The sequence below is a fragment of the Candidatus Diapherotrites archaeon genome, from assembly GCA_030688545.1.
In the GTDB taxonomy this organism is placed as follows: Archaea; Iainarchaeota; Iainarchaeia; order Iainarchaeales; family VGJJ01; genus VGJJ01.
The window spans coordinates 393810-415562 of the sequence record JAUYHT010000006.1; the positions used below are offsets into that span (position 1 = coordinate 393810).

The 21753-nt window shown below is 52.6% G+C and carries 23 protein-coding genes; 10 read left to right on the forward strand and 13 right to left on the reverse strand.

Going from position 1 to position 21753, the window contains the following annotated elements:
* Nucleotides 1-4: 4 nt before the first annotated feature.
* Nucleotides 5-451, reverse strand: coding sequence for a UPF0147 family protein (locus tag Q8P05_05070; GenBank protein MDP2666839.1), 447 nt, complete (start codon nucleotides 449-451; stop codon nucleotides 5-7).
* A 43-nt stretch (nucleotides 452-494) separates the two neighbouring features.
* On the opposite strand from Q8P05_05070, the gene Q8P05_05075 reads away from it, so the two are divergent.
* Nucleotides 495-1154, forward strand: coding sequence for a hypothetical protein (locus Q8P05_05075; GenBank protein MDP2666840.1), 660 nt, complete (start codon nucleotides 495-497; stop codon nucleotides 1152-1154).
* Between the two features lie 19 nt (nucleotides 1155-1173).
* On the opposite strand, the gene Q8P05_05080 is transcribed toward Q8P05_05075, so the two are convergent.
* On the reverse strand, nucleotides 1174-2160 hold the full coding sequence (locus Q8P05_05080; GenBank protein ID MDP2666841.1) for a GTPase: 987 nt from the start codon (nucleotides 2158-2160) through the stop codon (nucleotides 1174-1176).
* Between the two features lie 95 nt (nucleotides 2161-2255).
* Between Q8P05_05080 and Q8P05_05085 the strand changes: the two genes are divergently transcribed.
* Together Q8P05_05085 and Q8P05_05090 are read left to right on the forward strand one after the other, a co-directional pair.
* Nucleotides 2256-3308, forward strand: coding sequence for a hypothetical protein (locus Q8P05_05085; protein MDP2666842.1), 1053 nt, complete (start codon nucleotides 2256-2258; stop codon nucleotides 3306-3308).
* Entirely contained in the window at nucleotides 3305-4984 is a 1680-nt protein-coding gene (locus Q8P05_05090; GenBank protein ID MDP2666843.1) for a hypothetical protein, read from the forward strand. Before Q8P05_05085 ends, Q8P05_05090 begins: the two co-directional genes overlap by 4 nt.
* 202 nt (nucleotides 4985-5186) lie before the next feature.
* Here Q8P05_05090 and Q8P05_05095 read toward each other — a convergent pair whose 3' ends face one another.
* Nucleotides 5187-5696, reverse strand: a complete 510-nt coding sequence (locus tag Q8P05_05095; GenBank protein MDP2666844.1) for a hypothetical protein — start codon at nucleotides 5694-5696, stop codon at nucleotides 5187-5189.
* A 4-nt stretch (nucleotides 5697-5700) separates the two neighbouring features.
* Entirely contained in the window at nucleotides 5701-6213 is a 513-nt protein-coding gene (locus Q8P05_05100; GenBank protein ID MDP2666845.1) for a CDP-2,3-bis-(O-geranylgeranyl)-sn-glycerol synthase, read from the reverse strand.
* 58 nt (nucleotides 6214-6271) lie between these two features.
* Here Q8P05_05100 and sppA point away from each other — a divergent pair, with 58 nt between their 5' ends.
* Nucleotides 6272-7282 (forward strand): signal peptide peptidase SppA, encoded by a 1011-nt coding sequence (sppA, locus tag Q8P05_05105; protein MDP2666846.1) that lies wholly within the window; start codon nucleotides 6272-6274, stop codon nucleotides 7280-7282.
* Between the two features lie 263 nt (nucleotides 7283-7545).
* Here sppA and Q8P05_05110 read toward each other — a convergent pair whose 3' ends face one another.
* The 3 genes from Q8P05_05110 to Q8P05_05120 are packed head-to-tail and all read right to left on the reverse strand — an operon-like array spanning nucleotide 7546 to nucleotide 9253.
* Nucleotides 7546-8220, reverse strand: coding sequence for a DUF92 domain-containing protein (locus tag Q8P05_05110; GenBank protein MDP2666847.1), 675 nt, complete (start codon nucleotides 8218-8220; stop codon nucleotides 7546-7548).
* 14 nt (nucleotides 8221-8234) lie between these two features.
* Nucleotides 8235-8831, reverse strand: a complete 597-nt coding sequence (locus tag Q8P05_05115) for a hypothetical protein (GenBank protein ID MDP2666848.1) — start codon at nucleotides 8829-8831, stop codon at nucleotides 8235-8237.
* A gap of 11 nt (nucleotides 8832-8842) precedes the next feature.
* On the reverse strand, nucleotides 8843-9253 hold the full coding sequence (locus Q8P05_05120) for a 30S ribosomal protein S15 (protein ID MDP2666849.1): 411 nt from the start codon (nucleotides 9251-9253) through the stop codon (nucleotides 8843-8845).
* 148 nt (nucleotides 9254-9401) lie between these two features.
* Here Q8P05_05120 and Q8P05_05125 point away from each other — a divergent pair, with 148 nt between their 5' ends.
* On the forward strand, nucleotides 9402-9893 hold the full coding sequence (locus Q8P05_05125) for a hypothetical protein (protein ID MDP2666850.1): 492 nt from the start codon (nucleotides 9402-9404) through the stop codon (nucleotides 9891-9893).
* 13 nt (nucleotides 9894-9906) lie between these two features.
* On the opposite strand, the gene Q8P05_05130 is transcribed toward Q8P05_05125, so the two are convergent.
* From Q8P05_05130 to Q8P05_05140, 3 genes are read right to left on the reverse strand one after another with little or no spacing between them, the layout of a single operon-like run.
* Nucleotides 9907-10545: a KEOPS complex kinase/ATPase Bud32 gene (locus Q8P05_05130; protein ID MDP2666851.1), complete on the reverse strand. Its 639-nt coding sequence runs from the start codon at nucleotides 10543-10545 to the stop codon at nucleotides 9907-9909.
* Between the two features lie 34 nt (nucleotides 10546-10579).
* On the reverse strand, nucleotides 10580-11125 hold the full coding sequence (locus tag Q8P05_05135) for a hypothetical protein (GenBank protein ID MDP2666852.1): 546 nt from the start codon (nucleotides 11123-11125) through the stop codon (nucleotides 10580-10582).
* A 20-nt stretch (nucleotides 11126-11145) separates the two neighbouring features.
* Nucleotides 11146-13536, reverse strand: a complete 2391-nt coding sequence (locus Q8P05_05140) for a valine--tRNA ligase (GenBank protein MDP2666853.1) — start codon at nucleotides 13534-13536, stop codon at nucleotides 11146-11148.
* Nucleotides 13537-13623: 87 nt separating this feature from the next.
* Here Q8P05_05140 and Q8P05_05145 point away from each other — a divergent pair, with 87 nt between their 5' ends.
* Nucleotides 13624-14310, forward strand: a complete 687-nt coding sequence (locus Q8P05_05145) for a hypothetical protein (GenBank protein MDP2666854.1) — start codon at nucleotides 13624-13626, stop codon at nucleotides 14308-14310.
* Here Q8P05_05145 and dnaJ read toward each other — a convergent pair.
* From dnaJ to grpE, 3 genes are all read right to left on the reverse strand, one after another.
* A complete protein-coding gene (dnaJ, locus tag Q8P05_05150; protein MDP2666855.1) occupies nucleotides 14299-15426 on the reverse strand; it encodes a molecular chaperone DnaJ in 1128 nt (375 codons plus the stop codon). The two genes, Q8P05_05145 and dnaJ, sit on opposite strands and share 12 nt — an antisense overlap.
* 73 nt (nucleotides 15427-15499) lie before the next feature.
* Nucleotides 15500-17356, reverse strand: a complete 1857-nt coding sequence (dnaK, locus tag Q8P05_05155; protein ID MDP2666856.1) for a molecular chaperone DnaK — start codon at nucleotides 17354-17356, stop codon at nucleotides 15500-15502.
* The gene (gene grpE, locus Q8P05_05160) at nucleotides 17349-17951 is read right to left on the reverse strand and encodes a nucleotide exchange factor GrpE (protein MDP2666857.1); all 603 of its coding nucleotides are present in this window, start codon (nucleotides 17949-17951) and stop codon (nucleotides 17349-17351) included. Before grpE ends, dnaK begins: the two co-directional genes overlap by 8 nt.
* A 96-nt stretch (nucleotides 17952-18047) precedes the next feature.
* Between grpE and Q8P05_05165 the strand changes: the two genes are divergently transcribed.
* From Q8P05_05165 to Q8P05_05180, 4 genes are all read left to right on the forward strand, one after another.
* Nucleotides 18048-18485 carry a hypothetical protein gene (locus tag Q8P05_05165; GenBank protein ID MDP2666858.1) on the forward strand — a complete coding sequence of 146 codons (438 nt, stop codon included), beginning with the start codon at nucleotides 18048-18050 and terminating at the stop codon, nucleotides 18483-18485.
* A gap of 69 nt (nucleotides 18486-18554) precedes the next feature.
* Complete coding sequence (locus Q8P05_05170; protein MDP2666859.1) at nucleotides 18555-19070, forward strand: metalloprotease family protein; 516 nt, start codon at nucleotides 18555-18557, stop codon at nucleotides 19068-19070.
* Nucleotides 19071-19100: 30 nt separating this feature from the next.
* Nucleotides 19101-20927, forward strand: coding sequence for a hypothetical protein (locus tag Q8P05_05175; protein MDP2666860.1), 1827 nt, complete (start codon nucleotides 19101-19103; stop codon nucleotides 20925-20927).
* Nucleotides 20924-21232, forward strand: a complete 309-nt coding sequence (locus Q8P05_05180; GenBank protein ID MDP2666861.1) for a hypothetical protein — start codon at nucleotides 20924-20926, stop codon at nucleotides 21230-21232. The genes Q8P05_05175 and Q8P05_05180 overlap by 4 nt, the downstream gene beginning before the upstream one ends.
* The last annotated feature ends 521 nt before the right edge of the window (nucleotides 21233-21753 follow it).

A 21753-nucleotide genomic window follows, 5' to 3' on the forward strand; every position in this document is an offset into this window, starting at 1 on the left:
ACATCTACCCGAGCTTCTCTTTCAATGCCTCGAGCTCGGAGATGATAGTCCATAAATCGGTGCGGGAATGCGCGGGAAGGTTAACGTCATTGGAAACGTCGTCCAGGGTATAGATGGCCCGGGATAACGCCACATCATCTTGGGCTGAGAGAATGGTTCTCTTGGCGTCTTCCACCGCCCCCCGGATATTGCGGGGAACCGAATGGTCTTCCAAAACCCCATCCATCAGCTCCGCGATGGCGTCAATGTCATTCTTGTAAGTGGTGATACTCTTGGCCATAAATACCAAATTCCTGTCCTTCATTTCCTGCACGTCCTTCCCATAGGTTGTTCCTGGTGACACTCGAATAAGGATCGCCGATGTCAAGGCATCGCACCCAATCAAAGGGTGCTTGAAGGGAGTGAGGGGCTTAGGCTCTATAAAGGTATGCGCGGGAAAACGCTTATTCATATCGCCCCCATAGTTTTAAATAGGTAAAATGGGTGCTCCCTCCATGGCAAATCTTGCGAGGAGAATAGGGCGCAGTGTCGGTGGTGCTGCTAGTCGGAGCACTCGGGAAAAACACTCAGTCGCTCGCGCGGTGCGTCCGCCGCGTTTTAGAACACTAAACCAACAATTGAAATGGACTATAGAGATGGATGTAAAACTTAATCAATTTTCTGGATTGGTAGAAGAGAACAGAGAATTATTGGTTTCTGGAAAGGGATTCAAGCGAGATAAAAATGGAAATGTCATAGGGCCAGATGGGTCAGAATTGGTTGGTGGAAAAGTTTTGATGCGAACTGCCCGGGTATATATTCCCGCATTAGCGGTAATGGGGAGCATGTTGGGTACATTGGGTCCAAGCCTTGAACCAAAGAGGATTGCTTATGGGGGAGTTCTAGGCGCTTTTATTGGAGTAAGCACTCTTATTGGAGTAGGCGCCACAGAATTTATAAACTTCCGCCCGTATCAGAAGCCCTTCCTTCAATTGGAAAAAGCGTTAAAAGGCAAATTATTCATAGCGAGTGAAACAAGAGATTTGACGAAGGAACAATTGCAGCATAATCAGGCCGTCATAAGTTCCATCGTAAAGCGCCTCAGAGAACTCCAGGAGCATAACGAGAATGTTCGAACATTGCTCATTCAAACTAGAAAGCTTCGATCCGATTGAGTTTGTTCGGGGAAAAAGATCATACCCCCAACCCCAGCACCTTTCCCACGCGCTCCCGGAGGGGGCTTGGGATGCCTTCCCCTTCTTCGATGAGGGTGTCTCCGAAAATATCTTTCGTGGATTTGATGTCCGCGGGAGCAGCCGCATCCGTTTTGTTGAGGATTAAGAGGAAGGGGAGGGAGAATTGTTTCTGGAGACTCATGAGGAGGGCGTGCTGTTGCGCCAGGGGATATCCCGAGGTGGGGGTGGGGTCGATGACGAATAGGATGGCGTTGGCCACGTGATGTAAAGCGGCCATGGCCTTCTTTTCGATGGGGTTGCGCTTCTCCGGAGGACGATCCAACAATCCAGGCGTGTCGATGACCTGGATGTCATGATATTTCCATTGGAAGTAACCTAATTGTAACGATTTGGTGGTGAATGGGAAAGAGGCGATGCGCGCCTTGCTCCCGGTGAGCCGCCCCAACAAAGTCGTTTTGCCCGTGTTGGGATATCCTGCCAAAACAATCGTGGGGATATCCGTGCGGATGTCCGGCACCTCCTTCATCAATTGATTAGCCTTGTTCATGATGGCCACGCTCTCCCCCAACGAGTCCATGATATTGGCCACGCGCCCAAAGAAGGATTTGCTGGCCTTATCCATCTGCTTGAGGGCATCGGGGGAGGTGAGGTGCATCCGTTGACGCCCTTGGACGAGTTGTTTCTTGAGGAGCTTGCGCACCGCCACCATTTGGGAGACGGATTGCTTGACCTTCACGATATTCACGGTTTCAGGGAGAAGTTCTTGATAGAAGGGGTGGAGGTCCTTGAAGGTGGGAACGGAAATGATCATGCGGTGGAGCTGTTTATCCAGGTATTCGATGAAGAGCTCCATCTTCAGGATGACCTTGGCTTTGCGGTTCTGGATCGTGCTCGTGCGTAATCGTTTGCCCGGCATCCGCCGGCGGGCATAGGTAAAGGCCTCTTCCACCAGGCGTTCAGGGGTGGGGAGGGAGTAGAAGCGCATACCTAAGGATTCCCAAAAACGGTTTTTAAAGTGGCGGCGCCTTTAAAAAAAAGGGGATTTATAGGGGTTTGGGTGGCTGGGTATGGTGGATTCGGATGGGCTTTACGTTATATGATCACCGGTATAAGCGTCTCATGCTCCTCCCCCTCATCGTGGGGATCGCCGCGCTGATTATTGTTTTCATCTATCCCGGCGTCACCCTGGGATTGGATTTCGCGGGGGGCACGCGGGTCGTTGTCAATACGGACCTTCTCCAGGAGCAGCCCGTGAAGGACCTTCTTTCCTCCGAGTTGGGGTTGCCGGAAGTGAAGGTGCAGATCGTGAGTTCTCCCCTCGGGACGAATGCGCGCATCGAATACGCGGAACCAAGACCCCTGGCGGAAGCGCGGGTGCTGTTGGACCGCGCGGCCCAAGCGCAGGAAGATAATCCCACGCAAGCGGAAGGGTTGTTGCGCGAAGCCCTTCTCAAATTGAATAGGACTCCCTCTTCTTCCGGGGTGGATGCTTTGATCGTCGAAACCGCCCAGGCCATCAATGAAGAAAGTCAATCCATCGCGGATGCGGTGAGGGAATCCCTTACTTTGCGTTTCGGATTGCCGGCTTCTACCTCCTTCACTGTAGAAGAGGTCACCCCCACTTTCGGCGCCAGCTTCTTGGGGAACGCCTTGTTTGTGGGGTTGATTTCCATCATCTTGCTGACCATCGTCATCTTTATTTTTTTCAGGGAATGGGTGCCCAGCCTCGCGGTGGTGGAGGCAGCGTTGTTTGACATGCTCATCGCCGTGGCGCTCGCCACCCTGTTTGGTTTTTCTTTCACCCTTGCGGCCGTGGCGGCGTTGCTCATGCTCATCGGGTATTCAGTAGACACCGATATCCTCCTGACTACCCGTATTCTCAAGCGGAAGGACAAGGATGTCTTTGCCCGGGCCAATGATACATTAATCACCGGCCTCACCGTCACGGGAACCTTGTTCGGGGCCGCATTGGTGATGTTGATCGTATCCTGGTATGCTCAAATAACCACCATATTCGAGATCGCCGCCATTGTCTTGTTTGGAATGATTGGGGATCTTATCGCCACCTGGTTCACCAACGCCCCCATCCTCTTGTGGTATTGGGAGAAGAAGCACGGGAAGGTGAGCGCATGACCCAGAATAAATTATGGAGTAATTGGAAGGTGCTCCTGTGGATGGCCTTCGTGCTCATTAGTCTATTCCTCATCATCCGCATTGATACCTCGGATGGATTTTCATTGACCCACAATCTCAAACTGGGCTCGGAATTCTCGGGGGGCACCCTATTTCAGTTGCAATTGGCGCATCCCGCCACGGCCGATGAGATGCAGGACATCCGGTTGATTGTGGAGAAGCGGTTGAACCCCACGGGCATTAGGGATGTCACGGTTTCGAGTACCGGCCAATCCATTGTTCTGGCCCAGGTGGCAGAAACCCAACCGGAAGAGGTGGAGAAACAGCAAGCCCTCCTCCTTCGCCAGGGTCGATTCGAATCCTTCCTCAATGGGAAGCTCATTTTTGACGGCAGCCAAATCGTTCAAGTCATCGAGAGCGCCCAGCAGGGTTTTGGCGCCCAACCCATTGGGGTGGGCAATCAGTATCAGTGGACCCTCCCCTTTCTCTTGAATGATAAAGCGGCCAATGATTTCGCCCGGGCGGCCTTTCACCAGTGCACCCAATCAGGGTTTAGTGCGGGACAGCCGCAGTATGATTGTGCTTTTACCTATTTCTTTATCGACCGCCCCGCGGACGCGGTAATTATTTATCCCCAGGACGTACGCGCGGCGGACAACGCAAAGGTATTCACCTCTACCCAAGTCCAGCTCCCGGAAGATATTTCCATTTCCCAGATACTGGACAATGCGGATCTTCACGTGATCATGATAGACGCCAATGCGGCAGAGTTGGACGCTAATCAGATGGCGTTTCTGCAATCCCTCCCGTCCTCCGTGCAGACCGCTATCCTCCCCCCTGGAGTTAGTCAAGATATCCGCGCGCAATTGGAAGCCGATGGATTAACAGTGGAAACCCGTCCCCTCGATGACCAAAACCCGTGGATCGTGCAGGTGTCCGGCTTGCGGGATGCCATTTCATTGTCCCCGGGGGTTACAGGGTTGGATCCCTTCATCGACAACATCGATGACGTGACGCCTCAGCAATTCCTGGTCATCCAGGGGGTGGCTCCGGATGCGGCCACGGCCAAACAACGGTTGGATGATTTGCGCGTGATCCTCAAGAGCGGAGCGTTACCCATTCCAATTATCTCCATCAACAAGCAAACGGTTTCTCCTGAATTGGGAGAGCAGTTCCTGAGCAGCGTGTGGATCATGGGATTGTTGGCCTTGGCCGTGGTGGGTCTCATCATATTTTTACGTTATCGTCAATGGAACCTGGTCATCCCCGTGTTGGGAGTGGGTTTGTCGGAGATCATCATGATCCTGGGTTTCGCCGCCTATGTGCAATGGAACCTGGATTTGGCTTCCATGGCAGGGATTCTGGCCGCCGTTGGGACGGGGGTTGACTCCGAAGTCATCATGACAGATGAAATATTGCAAGGCGCCCATGAAGAATCCGAGTCCGAGAAAGGGTGGTCGGACCGGGCCAAGCGCGCCTTTTTCATCGTGGCGGCCGCCGCGAGCACGAGCATCGCCACCATGCTCCCCCTCGTCATCCTGGGATCGGGGATAGGTAAGCTCAGCGGATTCGCTCTTACCACCATCGCCGGGGTATTGTTAGGCGTTTTAATCTCCCGCCCCGCCTTCAACGAAGTCATCAAGACCATCCTCACTCCCAAGAAGCATGAGGAATGAGCCTTTTTTTCTTAAAAAAAAATGTTTTTTGATCGAACAGTTTCCTAAAAAGCGTTCGGTTTTTTGATGAAACTTCATCGTAAACACCATTTTTCCGTCAACGCTTTTTCCAACGGAAAAAGGGTTATTACGATGCCCGCAAAATATCGTTTTGCTTGGTTTTCTAAAAAGTTTCTTTCCTAAAAAATCCGATTCATCTTTTTCATTTCACCAAATGGGCCGCCAGATGGGTGACTCCTTTCGTTCCCAGCGCGCGAGAAAGCAGGGCATACCATAACCCCACGGCCACTCCACTCATAAGGAACCAGCTCACTACGTGGAAAAATTCCGCGGCCACTGCGCCGAAGGCGAATCCCATTCCAACGACTCCCGCGACGCGCAATAGGTTCAATACGAGGAGGGTGACGACTCCGAGTAGGCCCCATTCCCATTTTTGGGAGCGCGCGGGGTGACGAAAACCTAAGAGGAGAGCGAGGAATATACCCGCGCTCGTGAATCCCAAGCACTCAGGAGTTATGGCAAACGCTCCTTCTTGGAATGGGATGAAGATTCCATTCACTTGGATGGCAAAAAGTATGCCTATAAACCGTGAAAGGGTCTCCTGGAAAAAAGAGAGGGGAACAAACCGCAACCCTAATTGGATGAGGATAAAAACAGCGAGGAAGCGAATCGTGAATTCCCGGATGCGGGGGTGCGAGAGGAAGCGGGCCATTTCGTCACCAGGGAACGCTCTTTATTTTCAACATGAAAGCGAGGCGGTTGAATAGCGAATGGAGGGTGGGGGTGATGAGCAGGAGGATCCCGGCCTCGAGGGGGGTGGGGACATACAAAAATAATCCGAATACCAATCCCCCGATCACGAAATCCAATTGGTCCAACAGGGGAGCGGGGTGGCCGGATTTTAAATTGAGCCGCCGTTTGATGAAGCTTCCGATAGCATCTCCTGCGATGGCCCCGAAGGATAAAAGAAAGGAATAAGTCACGTATTCGGGGGATATTCCGTGGGTGAATGCCGGAAATAAATAGTGGAGGAGGAACCCAGAGAATGTTCCCACGAGGATGCCCATCCCGGCCCCTTTCCAGGTTTTACCCATTCCAAATATGGGTCGGCCGTCTCGCCATGTCAGGTGGAAATCAATAGGCGTTTTCCCCCCGAACACCATAGCCGAGGAGTTAGCCAGGTATAATGGAGCGGCCGTCAGGAAAAGGTACACCCAGAGGGCAGGCATGGGGGAGGAATGCCCTTCCCCATTTTAAGGATTTAAGTGCGGGTATACTCGATTCCCCATGCGCCGTGCCCCTTCATCTCCCCAACCTGTTCCGGATGCCAAGATCACCCCCTGGCCGGATGAACGGGAAAATACCCCTCCCCCTTCCATCAGGCGGGGTCGCGGGATGAGGGATTGGATCGTGCTGATTGCCGCCGTCATTCTGGGGATTTATGTTTTGGGTTTTCTTCTCTTGCTCTTGGATTCCCCTGGAAGCGGGGGAAACCTTTTTCGAGGCGGGGGGAGCATCGCTCTCATCCCGGTGGAAGGGGAGATAACGTCTTCACCAGGGAATGGAGTGACATCCTACCAAGAAATTATCCAGTCGCTGGACGAGGCCTCATCCAATACCAGCGTGCGGGCCGTGTTGCTGGAGATCAACAGCGGTGGGGGGAGTGTCGTGGCCACGCATCAGGTGGTGACCCGTATTCGGGAGATGGATAAGCCAGTCGTGGCTTGGATTGGGGAGGCAGGAGCCAGCGGGGCCTATTATATCGCGGCCGCCGGAAACCATATCATCGCCGATCCGGACGCCATCACGGGAAGCATAGGAGTGATTTCGCGTCAGCCCAAATTCTATGAATTGCTCGAAAAGATCGGGGTTGAATGGGTAACCATCCAAACGGGAGAATTGAAGGACATCGGATCCCCTTTCCGGGCGATGACAGAAGAGGAGCGGGAGCTCTTTGAACAGTTGGTGGAGGAATCCTTTTTGGAATTCGTGAAGGATATCCGTTCATTCCGTGGAGATAATCTGGTGGAAGAGCGTTTTCTGGAAGTATTGGATGGTCGCATTGTATCAGGACGGCAGGCCGTTCTAGCCGGTTTAATCGATGAAACGGGAACGAGGGAATACGCCATTCTGAAAGCCGGGGAGTTGGGGGGCATCGAGGGAAAACCCAATGTCATTGTCATGCGGGAAGAGCGCTTTACTTTAGGGGATTTGCTTTTCGCCATGGGTCAGCAGTTTGGGAAAGGATTCACTTCGAGCGCGGCCGGGTTGGATACGCCAGCGTTGTCGGCGAGATAACCTGTATTCCTTCTTTGATACGTTGGTATCCCCCGGAATTGGACCCAACACTTCCCAAAAAAAGTTCGTTTTTGATCAAACTTTTTTCTAAAAAGAAGTCATTTTTTGATCAAACTTTTTTTATAAAAAAGTTTGTTTTGATGAAACTTTTTCCTAAAAAGTACCTTTTTTTGATCGAACTTTTTTCTAAAAAGTTCGTTTGATGAAACTTTTTTCCAAAATGTTATTTTTTTGATCAACCTTTTTTTCCAAAAAAGGTTGTTCTAGAACAACAGCGCAAAAAACACGCCGATGATCAGGGCGGAGAGGAAGTTGGTGAGGTTGTTGTCGGCATACCCCTCTTTCTGGAGGGTGGCTCCAATGAGGCTGTCGAGAACCGATCCCATGATTCCCGCCAGGGTGAGAGCGGCCAGCCAGAACACGTCTTGCGTGAGGACATATCCTAAAATCCCGAAAATTATTCCGCCCGCAGCGGCCGCGACCAGGCCTAACACCGTAATTCCTCCATCCGTCCCAGGTGTGACGGGTTTGAGAGTGGTAATGAGGAGCGGGGGGTCTTTGGACATCCCTCCAATTTCGCTGGAAAGGGTGTCCGCGAACGCGGAGGCGAGCGAAGCAAAATAGCCCACACTGAAAGGAACGGGATTGATGATCAGCGCCAGTAATGCCGGTCCCACGTTCCCGATGATGTTCACGGTGGATCGAGTGCCGTGTTCCTTTTGCCTATATTTTCCTCGTACAAATCGAGTGACGCTTTCCCCCACTAGGAAGAAGAGGATGATGGCAAAAAAGGCTCCCAACCCCCCGCGTTCGGCGACAAATAGGGCGACGATCCCTCCAATAAAAATACCGGGGAGGTCGAGCAAGCGCTTGTGAATCACCAAGGCAATAACAACCAACAACACAGCGCCCACCACGAGCGCGGTTTCAGGGATCATGATTTTCAGTGGGATTAGATTCGGCGGATCTTGATGACATCCACCCGCTTGAGGGGGGATATCTTGTGCGCGGCCTGGGAAGTGGCCGTTGTTCCATCCCCTAATACAAGGGAGTGGAGCAATCCCTCGTATTCGCTTTCGAGCGCAAACGCCACCATATTATCGTGCATGATCTTGCGAACAGCCGTCTGCTGGGACTGGGACATGCGTCCGGCGGTCAATGCCAGGCTTTTCACGCGCGCCCGCACCCCGTCTTTGGTTACCACATCATCCACGCTCTCCACTTTGGAGGAACGTCGGCGCACCAGTCGTTTGAGAGCGCCGGTCTGCACGTGCATCGAGTCGAAAATGGTATTGGCATTGGTGCCTTGGACATCCAGCACGCGGAAATTGAGCATAACCTGGGTTTTCTTGATGTTTCCCGTGAGATCGCGGGCGCTCACTGAGATAATTCGGCCCACCATCTTCTCCGATTCTTCCGCGGGGGTTTCCCCAATGAGACGGTGGCTGAAGGACGCAGGAGCAAGAATGTGAAACCATTTTTTATTCTTCCATTTGTCAACGGTCTTCCGTCTCTTCACGGGGGGTTTGGTGGGTGTTTTTTCAGCCATAGGAGTTCACTTTACTTCATGAGCAGCGCTGCGGATTCGGGGGTGTATCGCCACCCGGCAGGGAGCTTGTTGGTTTGGATATAGTAGTGCACGCGTCGCCTGATTTTGGAGACGGTGAGCTGGTACCCCCGCTTGGAGGTCATATCCTTCTTATTGGCGAGCATGTGTTTATGGAGCACCACAGTCTTCCGGATGAGGTTCATCAGGTCTTCCGGGATGTCCCCGGCCAGATTCTTTTCGGTGAGGATTTGAGTAACCCGTTTTTGGGTGATGGCCTTGACATGAGGAATCCCATACTGGTCCCGCAGAGCCACCCCTATTTGGCTGGCCGACAATCCCTGATTGGCCAATTGGGTGATGAGCCCTTCTATTTCTTGGGGCGAATAGTCCACATATTGGCCGGTCTTGCTTTGCTCACTCATGCGTGGAAAAACCTCTTTTTCTTTCAAAACCGCTTTTTCGGGCGGCACCGGGTATGCCGGATGAGGGCCATACCCAGCTTGGTACCAGAACCAAGATAATCAACCCTCCTGGGGAAGGTTTTTATAGGTTAGGCTTCGATCGGAAGATATGAAAAATCTCCTTCATCGGGTGAAGAAAGCCATCCAGGCGCATCGGGTACAACGGCGAGCCCGAAAGCCTATTCCGGCCAAACGGTGGGGGAAAGAATTGTTTCCATTTATCTTCAATTTTTTGGATGATTTTTCCATTGCCCAGCGGGCCAAAAAAAATCACCAGACGCGCCTGCGATTGGAAGCCGCCGAAGGGGCGCGCGAGCGTCTGAAGGATCTGAGTGATTTTGGATTTAAAATAGCGGTTTCCCGGGCGTTGACCGCGGCGGGTGTTTTTGACCAAAAAATGAGGAATGAAGTAACCCGCATCGTGGTCCGGGTCGGTGTTCATCAGCAGGAAGGGGATGTTAATCAGATGAAAGCGCGCTTAATCAAAATATTGGGAAAGCGAAAATACAACCGGTTTATTTCCATTATCCGTCGCGAGTCAGTGGTGGGGGGAGACGAATTTGAGAGATTGTTACACCAAATGAGGCGCCGGAAGGGCTAGAGACGCCTCCCTTTCAGGCGTACCGGATCCTTTTTTCCACGGCTTCCATCTGGTCCAGAACGGCTTTTTTTCCGCCATGGTCGACGTAGGCCTGCTGGATGGCCGTCCACCCTTCGGGGAACGTAGAATGAGTCGCGGAAAATGTTTTTTTGAGATTCACCAGGTCCACGGCCAAATCTTCTATCTTGCGCGAGTGAAACGCCAGGCCAAAATCAATCATCACCAGATTTCCAGGCTTGGTTTTGGAGGGGAAGGGCACCATCACATTGCTCGTGGTCAAATCCCCGTGGACCATACCATGCGTATGGAGTGTGGCGATCATCCGGCCGAATTGGGCGCAATAGGCTGTTTTCTGCGAGGCGGGATGTTTTTTCAAAAGGAAATGCTTCAACCGCTCCCCCGGGATAAAGGTCATGTAAATGGCACTCTTTCTCACGTCAATGAGATACACGAGAGGGGTGAGCACCCCATGCGTCTTGGCCGCGTGCATGAGGCGCGCTTCTCGTCCCAGGCGCTCCCCTCGGAGTCGGGCATCTAAATCGGGGTGGCGATATCCTTTAGGGACGCGCGTCTTTCGGATCAGAACAAGCGAGCCAAGCGTTACTTTTTCAAGTACGGCCTCCGCGCCGATTGAGAGGATGGAAAGTGCCATTTAGGAATAGGAACGGGCGCCCCCTTATTATGGTTTAAGTCACGATACACCCGCGTTGCACCAGTTCAGCCATTTCGGTATGCGTGCGGGCCATTCCCTCCAATGTGGCGAGGGCTTGGAGGAGGTAGTCCGCTCCCAGTTCATTGGCGATAGTCGTATTCGTTCTAACGGAATCGAATCCAGCGCGGGCCGCGAGGGCGTCGGTGCGGGCCTCCTGGAACAATTGAAGGATGCGTTCCCCGGGTTGTTCGGGCCCGCAGTCCAAGAGGGACACATCCTGGTTCAACCAAAGAGATAAGGCGGCTTCCGCCTTTTCCACGCTGGATAGGGAGGCAAGAGAGGCCTCCAGATAGGACGTGAGGGGAGATGATGATAAGGGATTGGTTGAAATTTGGGATTGGTGTTTCACCAATTCATCCCGGTAAGCCATGCGCCCGGTGTCGGTAGCAGGTATGAGGAGTCCATCCGGGACGAATTGAACCCGAACATCATGTAATTCGCGCGCGAGCGCCGTTTCATTCGGGCCCAGGATGCAGCCGCTGAGCAGGAGGATGAAAAAGAGTCCCATGAGTCGTTTCATGGGAAGGAAAACCGGTGCGGCTATTTAAGGGTTAATGCGAAGGGTTCGCCGAATGCCAACTCTTGAATGGCATGCGCCGTCCGGATATCTTTTTCGAGTGCCGCGAAGCGAGCAGGAATGCGCGCGTGAGGAATAGGAGATTTGAGGGACAGCCCATTTTCTTTCTTGGTTTTCCAGATAAGGGAATTGAGATCCATCAATTCCTGGGTGGAAAATGAAATGTCATACGTGTGTTCGGCCGTGGGATAGGGAAGGGTGTGCACATCTTCTCCGTGGAGCGTGTGATATACATGGGCGGTGAACAAGGGGAGGATGGGGGCGAATGCCCGGAGGAGGGTGTCGAGGCAATAGTGGAGCGAGTAGAGGGCCCCATTCTGTTCCGCGGGAGTGAAGGCATTGTTTTCATTGTAAGCACGGTTTTTCACGAGTTCCACGTAGTGCGAGGAGAATGTTTCCCAGAGGAAGTGGCGCAAGGAAGAGGCGGGAGTGTAATAATCATAGTCCTCGAATCCTTTTTCGCAAGTTTCCACCACCCGACCCATTTCAGTCAGAATCCATTGGTCCAGGGGCTGCAATTCTTTTCCTTCGTTGAGCGTAGGGAGCCCGGATATGAACCGGGCGATATTTAGGAATTTGGTCAGGGTTTTTCCGGAGGCCTCGATGCGACCATAGCTGCAGGACAAATCAGTACGAGAGATATTTCCTTCGGTGGCGATCCAAAGGCGCAGGGGCTCCGCTCCATATTTATCGAGAATATCCTGAGGGTTGATGACGTTCCCTAAAGACTTGGACATTTTGGTGCCTTTTTCATCGAGGATGTGGTAATTCACCCATACGACTTGGAAGAGTGGGGCGTCGTGCAAGAGGTAGTGTTTGAGCAGGGAATAATACAACCAGGTCCGAATGATTTCTTTCCCCTGCGGGCGAAGGGTGACTGGCAAATGGGCTTGGAAAAAAGGGTCATTGCGTCCTTTTCCTAGAATGTAAGCCGCGGAATTGGAGGAGTCGAACCACGTGTCAAGAACCCGGGTTTCTCCCGTGAAGGAAGCATGGCCGCAGGTTTGGCAGGCCTCGGCGGGACATTTTTCTTTCCAGGGACGGTAATATTTTCCTTTTGTGGGAACATAGGGGGTGCGACAGCTCCCGCAATACCAGAGGGGGATTTCCGTCCCGTAGTACCGTCGCCGGGATATAGGCCAGTCAATCTTGATGTTCTGGATCCAATCCACCAGGATCTTTCGGGAGGACTCATCATAGAATGTAAGTCCTTCCGCGATGCGGCGCATGGCCTCTTTCGCATGGGTCTGTTTAACGTAGTATTCGGGCATCGTGATGAATTCAATGATGTCCTTGGAGCGTTCACACAATGGAACGGAGTGGGTTATTTTTTCCTGCTTGTCAAGCAAGCCCTTTTCTTTCAATTCAGTGGCAACCCGTATGCGTGCGTCCTTCGTTTTCAATCCGGAAAGGAATCCCGCGACATTCGTCATTAATCCTTCTTCATTGATGCAGGATTGGGGTTCGATTCCCATTTCGATGAGAAAACGGATAGCATCCGTGTCCCCGGCCGAGCGAGACATGAAGACGAGGCCAGTTCCAAATGTGGGGTCGGCGGCCGGGTGCGCCACGATGGGAACCTCCAAATCAAATAATGGGACTTTCGCTTTTTTCCCTTCGAGATGCGTGTACCGCGTGTCGGAAGGATGATAGATAACCATGGCGGCCGTGCACAATAGTTCAGGTCGCGTCGTGGCGATGACCAGTTTCTCATTTGAATCGGAGGCAGTGAAAATGACATAGGTGAGGAATGTTTCTTTTTCCCCTCGGATAATTTCGCTGTCCGCCAGCGTGGTGCGGCAGCCCGGGCAATAGTTGTTGAGCCGCGCGTCCTCGTAAATCAATCCCTTATTCCATAGGTCGATGAACGTATCCTGTGTGAGGGTGCGATAGGCCACGCTATCGGTTTCATACATGTCCCCCACGCGCCCCCCTATTTCCCAGGAGGTGTAGCTGTGACCCAAACGGAAGAAGGTGTCCAGGGAGGCCGTAGAGGCATCATTGAGTACTGTTTGACACATTCCCAGGAATTGTTCCCGATCCACCTCATGAAGACGAACATTGAATTTTTTTTCAGCCGCCATCTCGATGGGCAACCCATTTCGGTCCAACCCAATGGGGAATAGTACCTCATACCCCTTCATGCGCTTGTAGCGCGCGAAAAAATCCATGATAGTGTACGTGGCCGCGTGTCCCATGTGGACTGGAGTATTTACATAAGGGGGTGGGGTGTCGATGGAGAATACTTTCTTAGAGGTGTTGGCGTCGAAGGCGTAGGCATGGGCTTTCTTCCATTGCTCCAAGAGCGGCCCCTCTAATGCCTTGTCCCATCGTTTGGCTTCCAGGGCTGGCATAACGTGAATGTTTATGAAAGGGGTTTAAAGGCCCACTCTCCCGACGGTTAACGTGACATTTAAAGAGGCAAAATTTCTGAATTCAAAATGAATCTTCCTAAACCCAGACTACCAAAACGGACTCTGGAGAAGGCAACCGTCGTAGGAGTACATCACACAACCAGAACAAATAGCCGTGTAAATCGAAACGTGGCGCGGGTGATTGAGATTCTTAGAGAACTCAAGAAAAGAGGAGATACTAAAGTTGGAATTGAATGTTTGGAAGACACCCCACAAGCTCGGAATAATCCCCCGAGGCGCTATTTTCACGCTTTGTACTTAAGAGCCAAACGTATGGGTATTCAACTGGTGGAAGTAGAGGATAATAAAGTGTTTCACCTGAAAACCTTGGTTGAAACATTGAGCGCCCCACTCAGGGCCAAAACACACTTGACGGTTGGCGCTAAATATTTCGGCGAATTCACTCAAAAGGAGCTGCATGAGATTATTAACGCGTTGAACTATTTCAGGTCCATTAGGATGGCTGAAATTGCTAAGGCCGAAAAATTGAACACCTTCATTGTAGGAGGTAAACACGCTATGCAATTAAACACTCCATCATACCAGGTTGTTTTTCTAGAGAAACATCCAGATATGTACCACGCCAGACCGCATACGTTGGAGGATCAACGCGTGAGAGAAAAAAGATACTTTGAAAAGTGGGAGAGGCTAATCCATGAAATGTACCAAGCATCTTCAGTAAAAAGTAACCGAGCGCGGCGCTCACAACCCTAAAAATCCTTTTTTCTTTGGGCTTTTCGTGGGGGGGCCTTTCTCTAATCCCCGCAGTTCTTCCAGGAGCTCTTTTTCCCGCTTAGATATTTTTGAAGGCACCTGCACGCGCACGCGTACGAAGAAGTCGCCGTGGGCATTCCCTTTCAGGTGGGGGATACCTTTCCCTTTCATACGGAAAACCCTCCCGGGATCGGTGGCGGGGGGAATAGTAAGCGTGGCTTTTCCTTTGAGAATAGGCACTTCAATTTCCCCACCTAAAACGGCATCCGCATAGGAGATGGGAATTTCGGTGAACACATCATACCCGTCCCGTTGAAATAATTCATGCGGGAGAATACGCACAATAACGTATAGGTCGCCTGTTTTTCCAGTAGAGGAAGCATTGCCTTGCCCGGTGAGGCGGATGTGCTGGCCGTGGTCGATTCCCGCGGGAAAGGTGATGTCGATATCTTCCTTTTTGGATTGGATGCCTTTTCCCTTGCAGGTTTCACACGGGTCTTTCACCATTTCTCCCGTGCCCCGGCACCGGGAGCATGGCATGCTGGTTTGGAACATCCCGAAGGCGGTGCGTTGGGTGTGCACCTCCATCCCTCTACCTTTGCACACCGTGCAGGTCTCTTTCTTCCCAGTCTTGGATCCTGTTCCCTGGCAAGTAGGACATGTGACGGAGCGGGTGAGGGTAATGGTTTTGGTAGTTCCGAAGGCGGCTTCCTCGAAAGTCAATTCTATTTCCCCTCGGAGATTCAGATTTTCACGCGGACGTCCAAACCCCGTGCTTCCCCCTCCGAAGGCTTGGCGGAGGACGTCTTCAAACCCCCCGAAATCGGTGAAGGCGCTGCTGAAGAAATCCGCGAAGTCCCCATATCCTCCAGAAGAGAATCCTCCAGGATATCCTTGGGAAAAAGCCTCCGAGCCATATTGGTCATAGCTCTGCCTCTTCTGGGGGTCGGAGAGCACCTGGTAGGCTTCGGCCACTTCCTTGAATTTTTCAGTGGATTGAGAATCTGGATTCACGTCCGGGTGCCACTGCTTGGCGAGCTTCTTGTAGGCGGATTTGATCTCGCTCTCGGAGGCGGAGCGGGGAATCCCGAGCACATCATAATAGTCTTTTCCCATAAGCAGGCCTTCCGAGGAAGAGCAAGGTCACGCGGCATATAAAGGCGCGTTTTGGTGACCATGAGTCTTCCGTCTACTTGGCTTTGGGCTCATCATCGTGGACCTTGAAGGTGGCATCCACGGGTTCGTCTTTGGTTTCATCCTCGTTGGTTCCTCCTTGGGGTGGGGGCGTGGGGGGGGTTGACTGGTAGATCTCTTTCCCTATTTCCTGGAGATCCTTATTGAAAGATGTCAAGGCGGTCTTTATTTCCCCCACGGGTTTGGGTTCCTTCCCCAGCAATCCTTTCAGTGCCTCAATCCCCTTCTCCACTTTTTCCTTGGTGGCGGGTTTGATCTTGTCTTTCATGTCGGTGAGCATCTGTTCGGTACTGTATACCAGGGCATCCGCTTGGTTCACTGTTTCCACCTCTTCCTTGCGCTTCAAATCCTGCTCGGCATAGGATTGGGCTTCCTGGCGCATGCGCTCCACTTCCTTCTCGTCCAGTTTTTGCGCAGCCACAATCTGGATGCTCTGCTGTTTGCCTGTTCCTTTGTCCACGGCCGTGACGTGCAATATCCCATTGGCATCGATGTCGAATGTCACTTCCACTTGAGGCACGCCTCGAGGAGCAGGAAGAATCCCTTGGAGGACGAAGGTGCCTAATAGTTTGTTGTCCACCCCCATGGGGCGTTCCCCTTGAAACACCTTGATTTCTACCGCGGGCTGGTTGTCGGCGGCCGTGGAGAATATTTGGCTTTTCTTGTGGGGGATAGTGGTGTTGCGTTCGATGAGCTTGGTCATCACTCCCCCTAAAGTTTCTATTCCCAGACTGAGAGGAGTGACATCCAGGAGAAGCACATCCTTGATCTCCCCGCCCAGCACGCCAGCTTGGATGGCGGCGCCCATGGCGACACATTCCATGGGATCAACCCCCGTCTCCCCTTTCGTGCCTAAAATGCGTTCAACAAAGCTTCGCACGATGGGCATGCGCGTGGGTCCCCCCACCATGATGACCTTAGATATGTCACCTGGGGTATATTTGGCGTCGGCCAAAGCCTGGTTGATGGGCTTTTCACATCGCTGGACAATGGGCCGCACCAGTTCTTCCAATTTGGCCCGGTTGAGCTTGAGCACAAGGTGTTTAGGTCCACTTGAGTCGGCGGTGATGTAGGGGAGGTTGATCTCGGTTTCAAGGGTCGTCGATAGCTCTATTTTGGCGCGCTCGGCTCCTTCCTGCACGCGTTGCATGGCCGTCTTGTCTTTGGACACATCCACTCTTTCGAGGCGTTGGAATTCCTTCACGAGGTAATTCACGAGCACCGCATCCATGTCCGTGCCCCCGAGTTGGGTGTCTCCAGAAGTGGCTTTCACCTCGAACACTCCATCCCCGAATTCCATTACCGTAACGTCCAGTGTTCCCCCACCCAGGTCGAACACCAAAATTTTCTGTTCGCCCGTCTTCTTATCCAATCCATAGGCCAGGGAGGCGGCCGTGGGTTCGTTGATGATGCGGATGACCTCCAACCCAGCAATGCGGCCGGCATCCTTAGTAGCTTGGCGCTGGTTATCATCAAAATACGCGGGAACTGTAATAACCGCTTTCTCCACCTTGTCCCCGAGGAAGGACTCCGCGTCCTTCTTTATCTTTTGGAGGATGAATGCCGAAATCTGGGGGGGCGTGTAAGTTTTCCCATGCACTGTATAGGTGTGATTGGTTCCCATCTTCCGCTTGGCCGCGGTGATGGTTCCTTCCGGATTGGAAACGGCTTGCCGGCGCGCGGGCTCCCCGACTAACACCTGGTTGTCTTTGGTGAATGCCACCACGGAAGGAAAGGCCTTTCCATATAGAGTGTTGCCTTCCGCGCTTGGGATGATGCGGGGCTTCCCCCCTTCTAATACGGCCGCGGCCGAGTTGGATGTCCCCAAGTCGATTCCAATCACTTTACTCATTGTTTTTCCCCCCTGTGGTGTTATGGATTTCCGGATCGGTTGTTTGTGTGTCCGGAGTGAAAGTATTTACATTGACTTTGGCCGTGCGGAGCACGGTATCATTGAATAGGTAGCCTTTCTGGTATTCTTCCAGAACGATTCCCTCTTCTTTTTGGGGGTCGTTTCCCTGTTGCAGGCACTCGTGAAAATGGGGATCGAATTTTTTTCCTTTGGCTAAAATAGGGCGGATACCATGGTGATTCAATATGGCCAGGAATTGCTGACGGAGGGATTCCATTCCTTTCAACAAATCGGGGGAGGCATGCTGGGCCGCGGCGTCTAATGCATCCGCGAATGAGAGGAGGTCGCGGAACGCCAATGCCTTTCCCTGCATCTGACTCTCAGCCATTTCCCGCACCATGCGTTTGCGGTAATTCTCAAAATCCGCCTGCACCCTCTGAAGGGTGGCGAGGAGATCATGTGAGGAGAGAGAGGATTTAGGAGACTCCTGAGAGGAATGAGAGGATTTGGGAGAATCGGGGGGGGTGGGGGATTCAATGGTCTCCGGAGGAGAAGACGATTTCAGGTTTGCGAGTGGGGGTTTGGGATCGGCCATGAGAGTCACCAGATTTCAAAAGTGTCCATATTTTTTGGATAATAACATGGATTTCTAGTCATCCTTCATTTAAACCTTCCGGTCCTGAAGAAAAGCATGCCGTCCCTCCGGCAGTCCGGGTTCCGGATTGTCATCCGCCGGGTGGAACCGCCTTTCGAGCGGGATCCTGAGCAAGAAATGGAGTGGATCTGTCAAAGCCTGGGTTTCCTCCCCCTGAGGGGGGATCGGACGGCCATTGATATTTTCAAGCGGGTAGTGAAGGCCACCGAGGAAGGAAATGGAATTTCTTCCACCCAATTGGCGATCGCCTTGTCGTTGTCCCGGGGAGCGGTTATCAATCAACTCAACAACCTCCTCCGAAGTGGGTTAGTGGTGAAGGAAGGTCACAAATATTTTGCCCGCTCCCGGAGCATGGTGCGCACCCTCCGGGAGGTGGAGGAGGATGTCAAGCGCATATTCGACACGATGGAAGCGTATGCGCGGGAGATAGACAAGGAATTCGGCGTCTGGGAGAATGATTTTCCGGGGAGATGAATAGCCTCCGATCATTTTAGCGTTGATGAAAAGCATTCTCATTTATTGGTGAGCGTTTCCTAGAATTGTATGACATGGCACGCAGTATTATTTCCAGGCGTGTGGGTGCATGAGCTTTCCCACGCACTAGGATGCGTGCTCTCGGGGGTGCCGGTGCACCGGATTGAAGTGAAGATGTCCTCCGGAAGGGTGGTGCATGCCCCCCCTACGTGCCGGGGGAGCGTGCTCATCGGTCTCGCTCCACTCGTTATAGGCACTTTCCTGGCGCTGTTCGCTTTCTCCTGGGGGAAGGCGGAGGGATGGTCTTCCCCTTTCTTGGCCCTATTTTGGGGATGGTTGGGTTTCGCCATCGCGTTTCATTCCATCCCCAGCTATACGGATATGCGCAACATCCCCGCCACCGCCGTGCGTCGGATGGGAGAATTGTGGACAAGCAACCATTCCCTGGGGAGGAAATTAGTCTTTTCCCCAGGGTATGGAGGGGCATGGGTGGGGGGATGGATGATGGCCATAGGGGGAATGCTGGTCAACACCTCGGTTTTATTCAGGATCCTTTGGGGAATTGGGATATGGGGGGTAGCGTGATCTTTTATAGCGGGGGGGAGTGGGGGTGTCATGCGAGCATGGGGCATCTTAGGGATTTTGGGCATCCTCGCCCTGGCGGGATGCATTGATCTCATTTACGCCCCCGACCCGGGGAAGACACAGAACCCGGTGGCGTGCGATTTGTTCACCGATTTCACCAGCAAGGACGCGTGCTTCCGTGATAAGGCGGTAGCGGAGAAGGATGGGTCCGCGTGTGAACGGATTGTGACCCCGGAGATTAAGGATGAGTGTTGGGCGCGCCTCTCCCCTATCCTGAAAGATATTTCCCTCTGCCTGCGAGTAACTTCTCCATCCACCCAGGCGACGTGTTTTGAATCCCAACCCGGTTTACTCGCGGCCGGGAAAATATGCCCATCCTTTACATTGGCATCCGAAAGGGAAACCTGCTACTATCATGCCGCCCGCGTGACGAATGATTACATTTTGTGCGAGAAGACGGGGGCGCAGAAGGATGCCTGTTTGAATGCGGTAGCCATCCGGTTGGCATCCGCGAGCGTGTGCTTAGGTATTTTGAACCTGGATTCCAGGGATACGTGCCTCCATGATACGGCCATCGCTTCCAAGGAAGGGGCGGCTTGCGGGCAAATCCAATCCCTTTCCATGAGGGATGACTGCTTTTTGAGCGTGGCCGTGGCCCAAGTGAATAGCAAGCTCTGTGCGTCCATTGCGAGTACGCCATTGAAAGCCTCGTGTTTGGTGCAGGTGAAGAATGCCGCCACCTCCACATTGGAATGCCAAACCCTCTCTGATTTCGCATTGCGGGATGATTGCTTGGTGCAGTTGGCCTCGTCCAATATCCAAACCGATATCTGCGGTCTCGTCCTCAACGATGCCAAACGGGTTACTTGTTATGCACAAGTGGCCTTGCGCGTGGGGGATGTGGGAATCTGCGACTACATCATCCAAGCGGTTGAAAAGCAGGCGTGCATCCAACGCATCGCGTCCAATAAAGGAACATTAGAGGCCTGCGATTTCTTGAGTGGGGTGCCCCGGGACGAATGCATCATCCAGATTGCCGTGAAAGAAGGGAGCATGCAGTATTGCCTCTTCACCCGCACCATAACTTCGAGCGTGGATTACACTGATTTATGTTATGCCACCGTAGCTAAACAGACCAACCAGCCCCAACCCTGCTTGCGTATCCAGGAGGCGGGAGAAAAGGATTCGTGCCTGCACGATGTGGGCATCGCCACCCAAAATGTCTCGACGTGCGGTTTCATTACTTCAAAATCCATCCTAAGCGCGTGCCTCGCGGCCGTTGGCGCCAGTCAAGGGGATGCCTCGGCCTGCGCCTCCATTCCAGTGAAAGAAAGCAAGGATGCGTGTTACAAAGATCTGGCTATCCAACAGGATAATGCCGGGTTGTGCGGGAACATATTGAATAATTTCACCCGGGATGCGTGTTATTCTCGAGTAGGGCGAGACACCTCCGATGTGGGGGTTTGCCTGCTCATCATTTCATCCACGCTGGAGGATGCCTGCGTGAGCGAGGTGGCCATTGCGCTATCCGATGCCACGTATTGCCAACACATAGGGACGAGTAACATCATCCTGCAGGACGATTGCCTGGAGAAGGTGGCCCTGGCCCGCGCGGAATATTCCATCTGTGCCGGGCTTTCTAATGATACCAAGCGGGGGGTCTGCACGGGGAAGGTGGCCGTGCTGACGGGGAATGCCAACGCCTGCGGAGCGCTTCCTCTGGCGCCGGTGAAGGACAAAATTTTCCAATACAAAGCGCGGGACGCCTGCTGGAATCAAGTGGCGACCCAGGGAAAAGTCCCCGAGCTCTGCGCCAACATATATGATGATACCCTCCGGAGTGCGTGTGAACCATGAGACGAAAAAAGTTGGGAACCAGAAGGACGTGGGGCAATACTTCCATCGCCGAGGTATTAGGATATCATGTCAACCGTGTCCGGGGCGATCATCGCATCCTCTTTCTATGGGTGGTTGAAATATTGTTGGCCGTTGGATTGGCCGCGAGCATGGCCATCTACTTGGACCCGGATATCAATGTGGTCCCTTTTCCATGGAATATTATCGCCTTCCTGATTATGTTGAGTATTGGGATTTGGCTCCACACCTATACGCGGCCCTACCGGATGGCCCGGCGAGTAATGTATAAGCGTTCCCGCAGCTAAACCATTCCTATCCTCTGATTGAAAAAAAAGAAATTTTGCATCCGTTCTAAAATCACCTATTTAGATCAACCCGAATCCAAAAATAGATACTTTTTTTGATCAAAATTTTTTTCTAGAAAAGAGCACGTTTTTTGATCAAACTTTTTCCTAAAAAAAGTCCGTTTTTTGATCAAACTTTTTTCTAAAAAAAGTCGTTTTTTGATCAACCTTTTTCCTAAAAAGTTTGAAAAAAAGGAAAAGGCCGGGTAGCCGGCCGTATTCCATTTATGCTCGGCGCGCGCGGCGTCGCGCGGGGCGTCGGGCCGCGGGCTTTCGGGCCGTCGTACGGCGTCGCGTAGTGCGGCGTCGGGCGGTGGTCGTTGTGGCCTTGCGGCGCACTCGGCGTCTTTTTGCCGGTCGGGCGGCGGATGCAGCAGCGCTGCGGCTTCTTGCTCTTCGTCTTACAGCCATTTGGGTTTACCTCCTTATAGGCAACAGTTAATTATGTGCAAGCAACCAATCGCGGTATATAAATGTTTGCC